Consider the following 15380-nt stretch of genomic DNA (forward strand, 5'->3'; position numbering starts at 1 on the left):
CGAGAGCTTGACCGATTAGTTGTGCACCGCATGACAAAAACGCTTTCGGCGTTTGTCACGTGCGCGGAAATGGAAAATCCCGTCCTTGCTGGAAGTTGAATCCCGTGCTTATGGTTCCGCCCCGTCGCCGCGAGTCGCGAATGGCGAACAACGAAAGGCGGACGAAATGCACAGCCGCAGGACGTTTGTATCGGTCTCGGCGCTGGCCCTCCTCGGCGCCGCAGCCCCGGCGGCACGCGCGGACACCGGTTTCACCACGCGCTTCGTCGACATCATCGCCGCGGACGGCGTCGCGCTCAAGGCGATGGTGATGGAACCCCGCACGCCGCAACCACATCCGGCCGTCGTACTGATCAGCGCGTGGGGAGGCGGATCCACCCAGAACGTCATGCCCGCGCGGACCCTGGCCTCCCACGGCTACGTCGTGGTGGCCTACGGGGCGCGGGGATTCGGCGAATCGGCGGGCGAGGTCGACACGGCCGGCCCCGAGGACGTCGGCGACGTCACCACCGTGCTCGACTGGGCCTGCGCGAACACCAACACCGACCCGGCCCGCATCGGGCTCGCCGGGGTGTCCTACGGAGCCGGAATCGGTCTCATCGCCGCGGCTTTCGACCAGCGGATCCGCTCGGTCGTCTCGCTCAGCGGGTGGTACGACCTGGTGCACTCGCTGTACGGCAACGAGACCCGGCGCGGGCTCGTCGCGCTGATCCTCTACACCTCCGGCTGGGCGCACGGCAGGCTCAGCCCCGAGACCGACTGGATGCTGCGCACCTTCTTCGACCCGACCCCGGACCCCGTCGACCGGGAGGTGATCAACGAGTGGGCCCGGATCCGCTCGCCCAGCCGGTATCTCGACCGGCTCAACGAGAACCGGCCGGCGCTGCTGATCGGGCACACGTGGAGCGAGACGGTGTTCCCGCCGGACCAGATGGTCGAGCTGTTCAACGACTACGCCGGGGTCAAGCGCCTTGACCTGATCCCCGGTGAGCACGCCTCGGCCGAATCCGGCGGTCTGCTGGGTCTTCCCAGCGAGACCTGGGACACCGTCCACCGGTGGTTCGACGCCACCGTCGCCGGGACCGACACCTCCATCCTGCGGGAGCAGCCGGTGGTGCTGCGGGCCAGGCCCGGTACCCACGAGCCCGAGTTCCACGCCGATTGGCGGTCCGCGGAAGGTGAGCCCAGGCGCTTGTACCTCGGTCCTGGGCAGGACGAGGGCGAAGGCGTGATCGGCGATGCGCCGCGCCCGGGGTGGCAGGTCGAGATCGACACCGATCGAGACACCGCGGCCTACGGCGGGGTCCCGCTGGCGAGCTACAGCTTCGAGGCGCTCTCCGGTGAACCGCCGCGGACGTGGCTTCCGGCCGTTGACCGCGAACGAGGTGCGGTGTGGGTCAGTCCGGAACTGCCGCAACCGATTCCGGTGCGCGGATCCGTGGCGGTGCACCTGACGGTCATCCCGCCGGGCCCTACCGGCACGATCGTCGCCTACCTCTACGACGTGGATCCCACCGACGGCGGGCGGCTGATCAACTACCTGCCGATGAGCTGGACCGACGCCGCACCGGGCGAGCTCAGGACGGTCGACCTGCGGTTCTCGCCGACGGCGTACGACATCCCGGCCGACCATCGGCTGGGCCTGGTGATCGACACCAAGGATCCGCTGTTCATCGACTGGAACTCCGGCGGCGGGCGGTTGGCGCTCACCTCACCGGACGCGGATCCGTCCCATGTGGACATTCCCGTAGGACGTGGAGAGGGGACACGACGGTGACCGGAAACGTGATCGAAGCCCGCCCGCGAGAGGGCTTCCACTCGCTGCAGGAAGGCGGCCTGAACTGGGACTCGCTCCCGCTCCGCCTGTTCGACAAGGGAAACGCGAAGTTCTGGAACCCCGCCGAGCTCGACTTCAGCCAGGATTCCGAGGACTGGGCAGGACTCGACGAGCAGCAGCGCTTCGCCGGAACCATGCTGTGCGCCCAGTTCCTCGGCGGCGAGGAAGCCGTCGCCGAGGAGATCCAGCCGTTCCTGGCCGCGATGCGGGCCGAGGGGCGCATCGCCGACGAGATGTACCTGACGCAGTTCTGCTTCGAGGAGGCCAAGCACGCGCAGGTCTTCCGGCTGTGGCTGGACGCGGTCGGGCTCACCGACGACCTGCACCACCACGTGTCCGACAACCCCGGCTACCGGGCGATCTTCTTCGACGCGCTGCCCGAGGCGCTGAACCGATTGCACGCGGATCCGAGCCCGGAGAACCAGATCCGCGCTTCGGTGACCTACAACCACATCGTCGAAGGCGTGCTGGCGCTGACCGGCTACTTCGTGTGGAACAAGGCGTGCAAGCACGCCGGGATCCTGCCCGGGATGCAGCAGCTCATCCGCCGGATCGGCGACGACGAGCGCAGGCACATGGCCTGGGGCACCTTCACCTGCCGGCGGCTCGTCGCCGCCGACGACGCGAACTGGGCGATCGTGCAGGACCAGATGGAGGTGCTCCTGCCGCACGTCATGACCCAGATCCAGCACTCGCTCGACCAGCTCGACGACGACCCCTTCGGCTTCGACCTGGGCGACGTGTTCGGCTACGCCACCGACCGGGCCGCCCGCAGGCTCAGCTCCATCGAGGCCGCGCGCGGTGCGGAGGTGGCCGCGATCGACGTCGACTACAGCCCGGAACGCCTGGAGGACCAGTTCGGCGCCGAGGACGACGCCGCGCTCGCCGAGAACCAGAACGTGGAGAGGTGACCATGGTGTCCGGCCGGCTCACGGGTCCGATCGGCATCGCGCAGCCGCGCGGCGCCGCCCTGCCGACACTCCTGATCATCGCCCTGGTCGCCTTCGTCACCACGCTGGACAACAACATCGTGGCCGCCGCGGTGCCCTCCATCGGAAGGGAACTGGGGCTGGGGCTGACCGAGCTGCAGTGGATCAGCCTCGGCTACATCCTGCCCTTCGCGGGTCTGCTGCTGGTCGCGGGCAACCTCGTCGACCGGTGGGGTCAGCGCCGCGCGCTGCTGCTCGGACTCCTGGTGTTCGGAACGGCGGCGCTGGCCGGTGGTGTCGCCCGCGACGCCGTCACGCTCATCGCCGCCCGCGCCGTGCAGGGCGCCGCCGCCGCGGTCCTCGTACCGGCGACCCTGAGCCTGCTGCGCACCAACCTCGACGTCCGGGGACGGACGATCGGTGCCGGCATCTGGACGGCGGCGCTGGCGGTGGCGATCGCGATCGGACCGGCTGCGGGCGGCATGCTCAGCGAACACCTGCACTGGAGCTGGATCTTCTTCAGCAACGTGCCCTTCGCGGTCGCAGCCGCCGCCCTGGCTCCCGCCGCGGCCGCGACCACCCGGCGAACCACCCCCGGCGGAGCCGACGTGCGGGGCATGCTGCTGGTGACCGCGGCGATGCTCCTGTTCCTGATGGCGCTGGTGGGCACGGGCGAGCAGACCCCGAATCCGCTCGGCCGCGCCGTTCCCGCCGGGCTGGGCGTGCTGGCGCTGGTGGCGTTCGTGGTGGTGGAGCGCCGCAGCGCGCACCCGATGCTGCCGCGGTCGCTGGTCGCCGAGCGGGCGTTCCTCGGTGGGGTGTCGGTGCAGCTGCTCTGGGGACTGGGGGTCAGCGGCGTCTTCTTCTTCACGCCGCTGCTGCACCAGGAGTCGCTGGGACTGACCCCCACCGGGGCCGGGTTGCCGCTGGTGCTGGTGGCGGTCGCGATCGTCGCCGCGACACCGCTGGTGGCACCGGCCGTCGACCGCTGGGGTCCCCGGTACACCGTGATGGTCGGCCTGGTCCTGGTCAGCGCGGGGCTGGTGGCGATCGCGGTCGTCAACCACGTCCCGTCGGTGCCGCCGCGGATCCCGGGGCTGCTGCTCATCGGCGCCGGCTCGGCGTTCACCACGCCGCTGACGTCGTTCTCGCTGGAAGTGGTCGCCACCCGGGACGCGGGCATCGCCTCAGGTGCGCTCACCGCCTCCCGCGAGCTGTCCAGCGCGCTCGGCGTCGCGCTGATCGGGCTCGTGCTCACCGTCCGGCAGAGCGCCGAGCTGGCCGCCGGTGCGCCCGAACCGGACGCGCTGGCCTCCGGGTTCACCGCGGGTCTGATCACCGCGGCGGTCGTCGAGCTGCTGGCGGCCGCGGTGACCTTCGCCTGCTTCCGGTCACGCCCATTCGACGAACACCGGGACACCGCCGATTCCGGCGGAGAGTGACCGCTTCGAAAATTCGTCCAACGGGAATTGTTGTTCTTCTTATTTCCGTCGAATGCGATCCGGGTCCATTCCGGTCCGGATCCGCAATTCCGCAAAACCGCTGGGAGAATCATGCGAACGACTGCTGAGGTCATTTCCGACGCGCCCGCTTCGTGGCTCCGAGACGTCGAAGGGGCGTCGCTGTCCGCGTTGCTGGCGCGGTGCGGGCAGGAGATGAGCGACCGCCTGGCGGTCACGCACCTCGACTACGGCGAGAGCCCGGACGGCTTGGCCGTGTCCCTGACGTGGGCCGAGCTCGACCGCCGGGCGAGCGCCGTGGCAGGTGCGCTGCAACGACTCGCGTCCGGGGGAGACCGGGTGGCGGTGCTGGTGCCGCAGCGGGTCGACTACCTCGTGGCCTTCCTCGGTGCCTGCCGGGCCGGGCTGGTCGCGGTGCCGTTGTTCGCACCGGACCTGCCGGGGCACGCCGAGCGGCTGGCCGGGGTCCTCGCCGACTGCGAGCCGAGCGTGGTGCTCACCGTCGCAGACAAGCTCGACCCGGTGCGGGAGTTCCTGCGCGCACGCGAACTCGGCGGTCCCGAGGTGGTCGCGGTCGACGAGGTGCCCGATGCCGCCGCCGACGACTGGGACCCCGTCGAGCAGCGCCCGGACGAGCTGGCCTACCTGCAGTACACCTCGGGTTCCACCAAGGCCCCGACCGGTGTGATGATCACGCACGGCAACGTGGTGGCCAACGCGGCGCAGGCGATGTCGGCCTACGAGGCGGTCGCCGGGCGCACTCCCACGGTGAGCTGGCTGCCTCTGTTCCACGACATGGGCTTGATGCTGGCGCTCGCCGCCCCGCTGGTCGCCGGAACCCGTTCGGTGCTCATCGACCCCGTGGCGTTCATCGAGCGGCCCGTCCGGTGGTTGCACGCCCTCTCGGCGAACCCGGGAGCGATCAGCGCGGCGCCCAACTTCGCCTACGCCTACTGCGCGGCACGGGTCGAGGACACCGACAAGGTGCGGTTGCGCCTGGAGCACGTGCGCGCGCTGATCGACGGCAGCGAACCCGTGCAGGCGGGCGCGATCGACCGCTTCCACGGGGCTTTCGCCGAGTGCGGGCTCCAAGCCCGGGTGCACCGCAGCTCCTACGGTCTCGCCGAAGCCACCGTGCTGGTCACGGCGAGCCCGGCCGGGGCCGCTCCGCGGCGCGTGCACCTCGACCGCGAGCAGCTGGCGGCGGGTCGAGCGGTGCCGGCGACGGGTGAGGACGTCAGCACGCTGGTCTCGTGCGGGCATCCGGTGGATCAGCTGGTGCGCATCGTCGACCAGCACACCGAGCAGGACCTCCCGCAGGACCAGGTGGGCGAGATCTGGGTCTCCGGCGCCAACGTGGGACGCGGTTACTGGCGCAGGCAACAGGAATCGGCCTGCACGTTCGTCCCCGCGACGGAGGGCGCCGGGCACTGGCTGCGCACCGGGGACCTCGGTGTGATCCACCAGGACGAGCTGTACGTGACCGGGCGGATCAAGGACCTGATCATCGTCGACGGGCGCAACCACTACCCGCAGGACGTGGAGGAGACCGTCGAGCAGGCGCACCCGGCCGTCCGCAGGCACTCGGTGGCGGCGTTCGCGGTGCCCACCGACGACGGGGAGTCGGCCGTGGTGGCCGTGGAACGCGCCAGCCGGCTCGCCGAGCACGAGGTGGACCTCGACGATTTGCGCCACGCCGTGCGCAGCGCGGTCACCGGCAGGCACGGGCTCAACGTGCGCGAGCTCGTCGTCCTCGCTCCCGGTGAGGTGCCGCGCACCTCCAGCGGCAAGATCTCGCGCTCGGCGGCGCGCCAGCACTACCTCACCGGAACTCTGCGAGGGAGCTCGTGATGAACGCCCGAAACACGATGAGCGAAGCCGAGATCCGGGGATGGCTGGTCGAGCGGATCGCGCACGCGAGCGGCCTGCCCGCCGACCGGGTCGACGCGGACCGGCCGTTGCACGAGTTCGGCTTGTCCTCCCGGGACGCGGTCGAGCTCGCAGCGGAGCTGGGGCAGCGGCTCGGCAGGCGGCTGTCGCCCACGCTGGTGTGGCAGAACCCGACGATCGCGGCCCTGGCGGTGCGGCTGTCCGGCGACGGGGACGACGACGAGGAGATCGAGATCCCGCGGCCGCGGACCCGTCGCGACGAGCCGATCGCGATCGTCGGGCTCGGCTGCCGGTTGCCCGGGGGAGTGAACTCACCGCAGGACTTCTGGCGGCTCCTCGACGGCGGGCGGGAGGCGATCCGGGACCTGCCCGAGGGGCGCTGGGCCGACTTCGCGCCGGCCGAGGACTGGCACGACCTCCCCCGGCGCGGCGGATTCATGGACGACGTCGCCGGTTTCGACGCCGGCTTCTTCGGCATCACCCCGGTCGAGGCCGCGGCGATGGACCCGCAGCAGCGCGTCCTGCTGGAGGTGACCTGGCAGGCGCTGGAGCACGCGGGGATTCCGCCGAAGTCGTTGCGCGGCAGCCGGACTGGCGTGTTCGTCGGGCTGTCCTCCAGCGAGTACGGATCGTTGACCATGGGTGAGCTCGACGCGGTCGACGCCTGGACGGGCACCGGAGCCGCCGCGGCGATCACCGCGAACCGCCTGTCCTACCTGCTGGACCTGCGCGGCCCGAGTCTCACCACCGATTCGGCGTGCTCGTCGTCGCTGGTCGCCGTGCACCAGGCGGCGGCGAGCCTGCGCGCCGGGGAGACCGACCTGGCGCTCGTCGGTGGGGTGAACCTGATGCTGTCACCCGGGATCACCGCGAACTTCCACCGCGCGGGCGTGCTCTCCCCGGACGGGCGCTGCAAGCCCTTCGCCGCCTCCGCCGACGGCATCGTGCGGGGGGAGGGGTGCGGTGTCGTGCTCGTCAAGCGCCTCACCGACGCCCGCCGGGACGGCGACCGGGTGCTCGCGCTCGTGCGCGGCACTGCGACCAACTCCGACGGCCGTTCCAACGGGATCGTCGCCCCGAACCCCGACGCGCAGCGGGCGCTGCTGCGCGATGCGTACGACGACGCCGACCTCGATCCGTCCGCAGTGGACTACGTGGAGGCGCACGGGACGGGAACGCCCCTGGGCGATCCGATCGAGGCGGAAGCGCTCGGTGCGGTGCTCGGTGGTGCGCGCTCCGCCGGCCGGCCGCTGCTGCTCGGCTCGGTCAAGAGCAACCTCGGGCACCTGGAGGGCGCCGCCGGGCTCATCGGGCTGATCAAGGTGGTGCTGGCGATGGTCCACAGGCGGATCCCGCCGAGCCTGCACCTCGACGAACCCAGCCCGCACATCGACTTCGACGCCGAGGCCTTGCGCGTGGCAGGCACCGGTGCGCGATGGCCGCGCTACTCCGGGATCGCCAGAGCGGGCGTGTCGGCGTTCGGCTTCGGCGGCACGAACGCCCACGTCGTGCTGGAGGAGTGGCCGGACGCCGAACCCGATCCGGACCCTGGCGGCGTCCCGCACGTGTTCGCCCTCTCCGCGCGCACCCCGTCGGCGCTGCGCCGTCGTGCCGCCGACCTCGCCGACTGGATCGACGACGACACCCGGCTCGGCGATGTGGCCGCGGCGCTGGCCACCCGGCGGGACCACCTCGCACATCGCGCCGCCGTGGTCGCCGGCGACCACGAGGGACTGGCCGGGCGGCTGCGGGAGGTCGCCCAGGCGCGCCCGGACGAGGGGTCCTTCGTCGGTGAAACCGGTGATCCTGGCGTCGTGTTCGTGTTCTCCGGGTACGGCTCTCAGTGGCCGGGGATGGGGCGACGACTGCTGGAGACCGAACCCGCGTTCAGCTCCGCGGTGGACGAGCTGGACCCGATCTTCGCCGCGCAGTGCGAGTTCTCGCTCCGCGCCGTGCTCCGGGGAGAGGTCCCGGCGCCGGATCTGGCTGCGCGGCAGCAGGTCCTGTTCGGGATGCAGGTGGCGTTGGGGGAGACCTGGCGAGCGCACGGGGTCGAGCCCGCTGCGATCGTCGGTCACTCGATGGGCGAGGTCGCCGCGGCCGTGGTCGCCGGTGCGCTGCCGGTCGCCGACGGCCTGCGGGTGATGACCCTCCGCTCCCGGCTGCTGGGCGACATCGACTCCAGCGGCGCGGGCAGGATGGCGGCCGTCGAGCTCTCCACCGCTGAGTTCGGAGAACTCGAACAGGACTACCCCGACGTGTCCATCGCGGTGCACGCCTCGCCGACCCAGTGCACCGTCACCGGCGACGCGAGGCAGGTCGACGACCTGGTCGAGCGGGTGGAAGGGATGGGCCGGATGGCCCGCACGCTCGACGTCCGGGGAGCCGGGCACTCACCGGCCGTGGATCCGGTCCTGGACGAGTTCGTCGTCGGCCTCGGCGACCTCGACCCCGCGAAACCCGAGATCACCTGCTACAGCACCGTTCTCGACGACGTCACCGCGGTTCCCGAGTTCGACGAGCACTACTGGGCGCGCAACCTGCGGCGTCCGGTGCGCTTCACCCAGGCCCTGGCCGCGGCGATGGCCGACGGTCACCGCAGCTTCCTGGAGATCTCCCCGCACCCCCTCGCGCGGTTCGCCGTGGAAGGCACCGCCCGAGCGGCTGGGATCGACCACGTCTCGGCGATCCCGACGCTGATCCGCGACGCCGACGACCAGATCAGCCTGCTGCAGGGGCTGGCCGCGCTGCACGTGGCCGGGCACCCGACCGCGCTGGCGCGCCGGTATCCGCAGGCCCCGGTGGTCGATCTCCCGGGACCGGTCTGGGAGCACCAGGCGCACTGGGTCCGGCGCGCACGCCGCGCGGTGCCCGGCGAGCACCCGCTGCTGGGAACGCACATCGAGATCCCGGACAGCGACCACCACGTGTGGCGAGCCGAGGTCGGCACCGACGTGCAGCCGTGGCTGGCCGACCACGTGGTCCACGACGTCCCGGTGCTGCCCGCGACGGCGTACCTGGAGGCGGCGCTGTCCGCCGCGCGCGTGGCGTTCGGAACCGAGCGGCCGCTGCGGGTCCGGGATCTGGAGCTGCGCGAGCCGCTGCCGCTGACCAGCGGCACCACCGTGCACACCTCGCTGCGCAAGACCGGCCCCGACTCCGCTCAGGTGGGCGTGCACGCCAAGTCCGCCGCAGGTCGCTGGAACCGTCACGCGGTGGCGACGGTGCGGGCCGAGTCCCCCGGCCGGCCCGACCCGGTGCCCCTCGACGAGGTCACCGACGAGACCGCCGGGGCGCGCCCGCTCGACGTCTACCGCGAGCTCGCCGCGATCGGCCAGCGCTACGGCCCTGCGTTCCGGGGCCTGCGCACCGTGCGGGCGGCACCGGGCCGGGCCTCGGCGAGCATCGCGTTGCCCTCCGCGGCACCGCCGAGCAGGCGCTGCTTCCTGCACCCCGCCTTGGCGGACGCCTGCCTGCACACCCTGGCGGCGGCAGCGGCGGACCGGGTCGCCGAGCAGCAGGCGCTCTACCTGCCGATGTCGATCGGTTCGGTGCGGGTGTTCGGCGACCCGTCCGACGGGGTGCGCTGCGATGCGGTGCTCGACCCCGCCGACGAGCAGGGGGACGGGCTCGTCGGCACCGTGCAGCTCGTGGATCCCGGCGGGCGGGTGGTCGTCGAGATCGCCGAGGTCTACCTGCGCCGGTTGCGGACGCCGATCCCGGTTCCTCTGGAGGACAAGAGCTTCGAGCTCCGCTGGCAGACCACGGACCCACCGGAGCTACGGCGGGACCGGCCCTGCCGGAGCTGGTTGCTGCTCGCCGACGGCACGGCAGGACCGGAGGTCTCCAGGCTGGCGGCTGAGATCGCCGCGTGCGGTGACCATCCGCTGATACTGTCCACATCGGACATCGAGAGCCTGGGTGAGGCGAAGGCCAACGCGGTTCCCGACGCGCCCCTGGCGGGCGTGCTGCTGGTGGCGGGATCCTCCGAGCATTACGAGTCCTCGGAGCACTCCCGGCGGCTGCTGTTCAACGCCGTTACGGCGGCGAACGAGCTGACCGCCGCCGAGGGCAGGTTGTGGCTGGTCACCCAGGACGCGATCGCGGTGCGCGACGGCGAGCCCGGAGCCCCCGGTGCGGCGTTCCTGCGGGGCCTCGTTCGGGTGCTGGCCTTCGAGCACCCGGAGCTGCACGTCACGCACCTCGACCTGGACCAGGCCGGCTCCGCCTCGCTGATGTCCGAGCTCGACGCCGGTTCGCCGGACGACGAGATCGCCTGGCGGGAGGGAATCCGCTACGCCGCTCGCCTCGTGCGGGCCGAAATCCCCGAAGCCGCAGCGGTTCCGGCGGTGCGCGACGGCGCCTACGCGATCACCGGAGGGCTCGGCGGACTGGGCCTGCTCGTCGCGCGCTGGTTGTCCGAGGGAGGCGCGAGCCGAGTCGTGCTCTGCGGGCGGAGCGCCCCGTCGGCGGAGGCCGAGGGCGTGTTCGCGGAGATGCGCGGCAGGGGGACCGAGGTGCGGGTCGTCCTCGGCGACATCGCCGAGGACGGCGTGGCCGAGCAGCTCGTCGGCGAGGCCGGAGCCGACGGCGTGCCGGTGCGGGGTGTGCTGCACGCGGCGGGAGTGCTGGCCGACGCCACGGTCAGCACCCTGACCGAGTCCGACCTCGCCCGCGTGTGGCGGCCGAAGGTCGTCGGGGCGAACAGGCTCCACGAGGCCACAGCCGGTCTGGAGCTGGACTGGTGGCTGGTGTTCTCCTCCGCGGCCGCGTTGTTCGGCTCGCCCGGCCAGACCGCGTATGCCACGGCCAACGCCTGGCTGGACGCCTTCGTCCAGTGGCGCCGCAACCGGGGACTGCCCGCGGCGACCATCAACTGGGGACCGTGGGACGAGCTCGGTGGTGCGGTCGGCCGCGACTCGGCCGTGCTGCGGCCGCTCACCCCGGCCGAGGGCGTGGAGGCGCTGGAAGCGGTGCTGACCAGCGGTCGGTCCGCGACGGGGATCACGCGCCTGGACATCGCGGGCACGCTGGCGCTGTTCCCGGAACTGGCGCGGCGGCCGATGTTCGGCGAACTCGCCGCGGAGGTCGTGAACGCCGCGGACGGAGCGGAGGACGACGAGGCCGGTCCCGATGTCGAAGCGCTGCGCGGGATGGAACCCGGGCAGGCCCACCGCACGATCCTCGACGCCCTGCGCGGTCGCATCCGTGCTCTCACGGGCTTGGCGGAGGCCGACATCGACACCGCCGCACCGCTGACCCGGCTCGGCCTGGACTCGCTGATGGCGATGCGCGCCAGAACCGCGTTCGAGCGCGACTTCGGCATGACGGTCCCGATCCCCATGCTGCTGCGCGGAGCGAGCCTGACCGAGGTGGCCGCTCACGTGGCCGCCGAGCTCGGATTGCGACCGGTGGAGGAACCCGAGGAGGGCGAGCCGGTGCGGTCGGTGCTCGAACCCCGCGAGCAGGTCGAGCGGTGGGTCGCGACGGTGTGGCGCGAGGCGCTCGGCGTCGACACCCTCGACGTGCACGACGACTTCTTCGCCCTCGGCGGTGACGACGCCTCCTCTCTGCAGGTGCACGACCGCGTCCTCGATCAGCACCCGGGGGCGCCCGGTCGCGCGGAGCTGTTCGCGAGGCCGACCGTCGCCGCGATGGCCGACCTGCTGCGGCCGTTGGTCGAAGCGGCCGCGGAACCGGTGCTGGCGCTGCGCGACCGCGGCGACCGCACGCCGCTGCTGCTGTTCCACCCGGCCGGTGGATCCACCGGCGTCTACCGGCCGCTGGTGGACCTGCTCGACGACCAGCAGCCCTGCTACGGCTTCGAGCGGCTGGACGAGGCGAGTTCGGTGGAGGACATCGCCGAGCGGTACATCGGGATGCTGCGCGAGATCCAGCCGGGCGGACCGTACCGGCTCGCCGGCTGGTCGTTCGGCGGCTGCCTGGCCTACGAGGTCGCCCGCAGGCTCACCGAGCTCGGCGATCAGGTCGAGTTCGTGGCCATGATCGACAGCATCCTGCCGCTGCCCGCGCCGGAGAAGACGCAGGCGGACTTGCTGCTGGACCGGTACGGCAAGTTCGTCGACTACGTCGAGCAGACCTACGGGACCAGCCTCGGCATCCGCGTCGAGGAGCTGGGCGGGCTCTCGGAGGACGAGCAGATCCGCTTCGTCATGGACCGCATCGCCGAGCGGGTCCCGGACATGGGCGAAGCAGTGCTGCACCACCAGTACACGTCCTACGTGGACGCCCGGATCGCCGAGCGCTACCGGCCGCGCCCCTACCCGGGGCGGGTGGTGCTGTTCCGCTCCAGCGAACCGCATCCGCTGACGACCTCGCTGGACCCGCGCTACCTGCGCACCGATGAGTCGCTGGGATGGGACGAGTTCTGCTCCGACCTGCGCATCGTGCGGGTGCCGGGCGACCACGTCTCGATGATCGACCCGCCGCACGTCTCGGTGATCGCGCACCACCTGGAGGGAGAACTGGCATGTTCGAAGCGCCTGTCGACCGCACGACCACCGCGGATCGGATAGCCGATCTGGCCGCTCGCCACGAGGAGGTCACGGAGGCGGCCGAGAAGCGCGCGCGGGACCGCCAGCACGCCAAGAACAAGCTCACCGCCCGGGAACGGATCGACCTGCTGCTCGACGCCGATTCGTTCGTGGAGCTCGACGAGTTCGCCCGGCACCGCTGCACCGACTTCGGGATGGACCGCAGCCGGCCCTTCGGAGACGGCGTGGTCACCGGGCACGGCACCGTCGACGGTCGCCCGGTGTGCGTGTTCTCGCAGGACTTCACGGTCTTCGGCGGGAGCATGGGGGAGACCTTCGGGCGCAAGGTGCTCAAGGTGATGGAGCTGGCGATGAGCATGGGGTGCCCGGTCGTGGGCATCAACGACTCGGGAGGCGCCCGGATCCAGGAAGGCGTCGAGTCGCTGGCGTACTACGCCGAGCTGGGCAGGCTCAACACCCACGCCTCGGGAGTGGTGCCCCAGCTGTCGATGATCACCGGACCGTGCGCTGGTGGCGCGGTGTACTCACCGGCCATCACAGACTTCACGGTCATGGTCGAGAACACCTCGCACATGTTCGTCACCGGCCCGGACGTCGTGCAGGCGGTGTCGGGCGAGCGGCCGGACCTGGACGAGCTGGGCGGCCCGCGCACCAACGGCGAGGTCTCCGGCAACGCGCACTACGTGGCCTCCGACGAGGAGGACGCCTTCTCGTGGGTGCGGACGCTGCTCGGCTACCTGCCGGCCAACAACCTGGAGCCGGCACCGACCTACGAACCGGAGGAGCCGCCGCACCAGGACGTGGAGCTCGACCGCATCGTGCCCGACTCCGAGCACCAGGGCTACGACATGTACGAGGTCATCGAGCGCATCGTCGACGACGGGGAGTTCCTGGAATCGCACTCCCGGTTCGCACCGAACATGATCTGCGCGTTCGCGCGGATCGAGGGCAGCACCGTCGGCGTGGTGGCCAACCAGCCGACGCGGCTGGCCGGGGTGATCGACATCGACGCCTCCGAGAAGGCGGCGCGGTTCGTGCGGTTCTGCGACGCGTTCAACATCCCGCTGCTCACCTTGGCCGACGTGCCCGGGTACCTGCCCAGCGTGGCCCAGGAGCGCAGCGGGATCATCCGGCGCGGGGCGAAGCTCATCTACGCCTACGCGGAAGCGACGGTGCCGAAGGTGACCGTGGTGGTGCGCAAGGCCTACGGAGGCGGTTACGCGGTGATGGGGTCCAAGCACCTGGGCGCCGACGTCAACATCGCCTGGCCGACCGCGGAGATCGCGGTGATGGGAGCGCGCGGTGCTGCGGCGATCCTGCACCGGAAGCAGTTGGGGGAGGCCGAGGACGATCAGCGCGGCGCCCTGCACGAGCAGCTCACCGGCGAGTACGCGGAGGCGTTCGCCAACCCCTACCGGGCGGCCGAGCGCGGACACGTCGACATGGTCGTCCAGCCCTCTCGGACCCGGTTCCACGTTGCGCGGTCATTCCGGTTCTTGCGAAACAAGCGGCAGTCGTTGCCCGCCAAGAAGCACGGGAACATCCCGCTGTGAGCCGGTTGGTGCGGGTGCTGGCGGTGCTCGTCGTCTCGGCCCTGGCGGTGGCGACGGGCACGACCGCGTCGGCGCTTCCCGCGACCTCGGCGGACGACGGAGCCCGGGTCGTCCGGGAGTCCGTGGTGGACCGGCGCACGATCGACCTGGAGATCGCCTCGCCGGCGCTCGGTGCGACGGCGATGGTCCGGCTGCTGCTTCCCACCCGGTGGGCGGCGCAGCCGCACCGGACCTGGCCGGTGCTGTTCTTGCTGCACGGTTGCTGCGAGACGGCCGACTACCAGGCGTGGACGTGGTTCACCGACGTCGAGGACTACACCGTCGAGAAGGACGTGCTGGTCGTCATGCCCAGCGGTGGCCCGGCCGGGATGTACTCGCCGTGGTGGAACTTCGGCGAGCACGGGAGCCCGGACTGGGAGACCTTCCACGTCACCGAGCTGCGCCAGATCCTGGAGCGGCGCTACCGCGCGGGCACCGCCCGGGCGGTGGCCGGCGTGTCGATGGGCGGGTACGGCGCCCTGGCCTACGCCTTCCGGCATCGGGGGATGTTCGGCGCCGCAGCGTCGCTCAGCGGAATCCCGAACACGCTCAACCCCGGTGCGCCCGCGGTGATCAAGGGGCTGCTGGTGCGCGAGGGATTGAATCCGCTGGCGCTGTGGGGAGACGAGGTGATCAACCGCCGGATCTGGTCGGAGCACAACCCGTTCGACCACGTGGCGGAACTGCGCGGCATCGGTGTGCACGTCTCCTCCGGCAACGGGCTGACGGGGCCGCTGGATCCGCCGGGGCAGGCGGACCCCCTGGAGGCGGCGTCGCTGGCCACGTCGAAGAGCTTCACCGATCGGCTGGCGGCCGAGGGAATTGCGGTGACCGCGCACTTCTACGGCACCGGAACGCACGATTGGCCCTACTGGCAGCGGGAACTGCGGGCCGCGTGGCCGGTGCTCGCCCCGGCTCTCGGGTTGAATTCCTCGCCCGGTGGAATCGGATACGGGCCCGACGGGAATTCGTCAAAACGGACCGATTAGTCGCTTTGAATAAATTCCCCCGCCGCTTCCGCCCTGGAAAACTGGGAAAAACGGTGATGTGAAGCTTCTTCGCAAAGCCCTGGTCATGATGCTTAAGTAGGAGCCCGGTGGTGCCGGCGCGGTGTGCGAGCGGGTTTTGTCATCTTCTGCACAAGTGGAATCCGCAAA

7 protein-coding genes are annotated in these 15380 nt (G+C 71.4%); all 7 read left to right on the top strand.

The annotated features are described in order from the left end of the window. Window positions 1–166 precede the first annotated feature (166 nt). The 7 genes from FHU35_RS10740 to FHU35_RS10770 all read left to right on the top strand — a co-directional run bounded on the left by FHU35_RS10740 (window position 167) and on the right by FHU35_RS10770 (window position 15212). Window positions 167–1777 (top strand): alpha/beta fold hydrolase, encoded by a 1611-nt coding sequence (locus FHU35_RS10740; protein WP_145738357.1) that lies wholly within the window; start codon window positions 167–169, stop codon window positions 1775–1777. Next, on the top strand, window positions 1774–2748 hold the full coding sequence (locus FHU35_RS10745) for a R2-like ligand-binding oxidase (RefSeq protein WP_145738358.1): 975 nt from the start codon (window positions 1774–1776) through the stop codon (window positions 2746–2748). The genes FHU35_RS10740 and FHU35_RS10745 overlap by 4 nt, the downstream gene beginning before the upstream one ends. A gap of 2 nt (window positions 2749–2750) precedes the next feature. Continuing rightward, window positions 2751–4208: an MFS transporter gene (locus FHU35_RS10750; protein WP_145739885.1), complete on the top strand. Its 1458-nt coding sequence runs from the start codon at window positions 2751–2753 to the stop codon at window positions 4206–4208. 111 nt (window positions 4209–4319) lie between these two features. Beyond that, window positions 4320–6077: a fatty acyl-AMP ligase gene (locus FHU35_RS10755; protein WP_145738359.1), complete on the top strand. Its 1758-nt coding sequence runs from the start codon at window positions 4320–4322 to the stop codon at window positions 6075–6077. Beyond that, on the top strand, window positions 6077–12652 hold the full coding sequence (locus tag FHU35_RS10760) for a type I polyketide synthase (RefSeq protein WP_145738360.1): 6576 nt from the start codon (window positions 6077–6079) through the stop codon (window positions 12650–12652). Before FHU35_RS10755 ends, FHU35_RS10760 begins: the two co-directional genes overlap by 1 nt. Continuing rightward, on the top strand, window positions 12607–14184 hold the full coding sequence (locus FHU35_RS10765; RefSeq protein WP_145738361.1) for an acyl-CoA carboxylase subunit beta: 1578 nt from the start codon (window positions 12607–12609) through the stop codon (window positions 14182–14184). The genes FHU35_RS10760 and FHU35_RS10765 overlap by 46 nt, the downstream gene beginning before the upstream one ends. Further along, entirely contained in the window at window positions 14181–15212 is a 1032-nt protein-coding gene (locus tag FHU35_RS10770; RefSeq protein ID WP_246110226.1) for an alpha/beta hydrolase, read from the top strand. The genes FHU35_RS10765 and FHU35_RS10770 overlap by 4 nt, the downstream gene beginning before the upstream one ends. Window positions 15213–15380: the final 168 nt, after the last annotated feature.

Source organism: Saccharopolyspora dendranthemae (genome assembly GCF_007829955.1).
Classification (GTDB): Bacteria; Actinomycetota; Actinomycetes; order Mycobacteriales; family Pseudonocardiaceae; genus Saccharopolyspora; species Saccharopolyspora dendranthemae.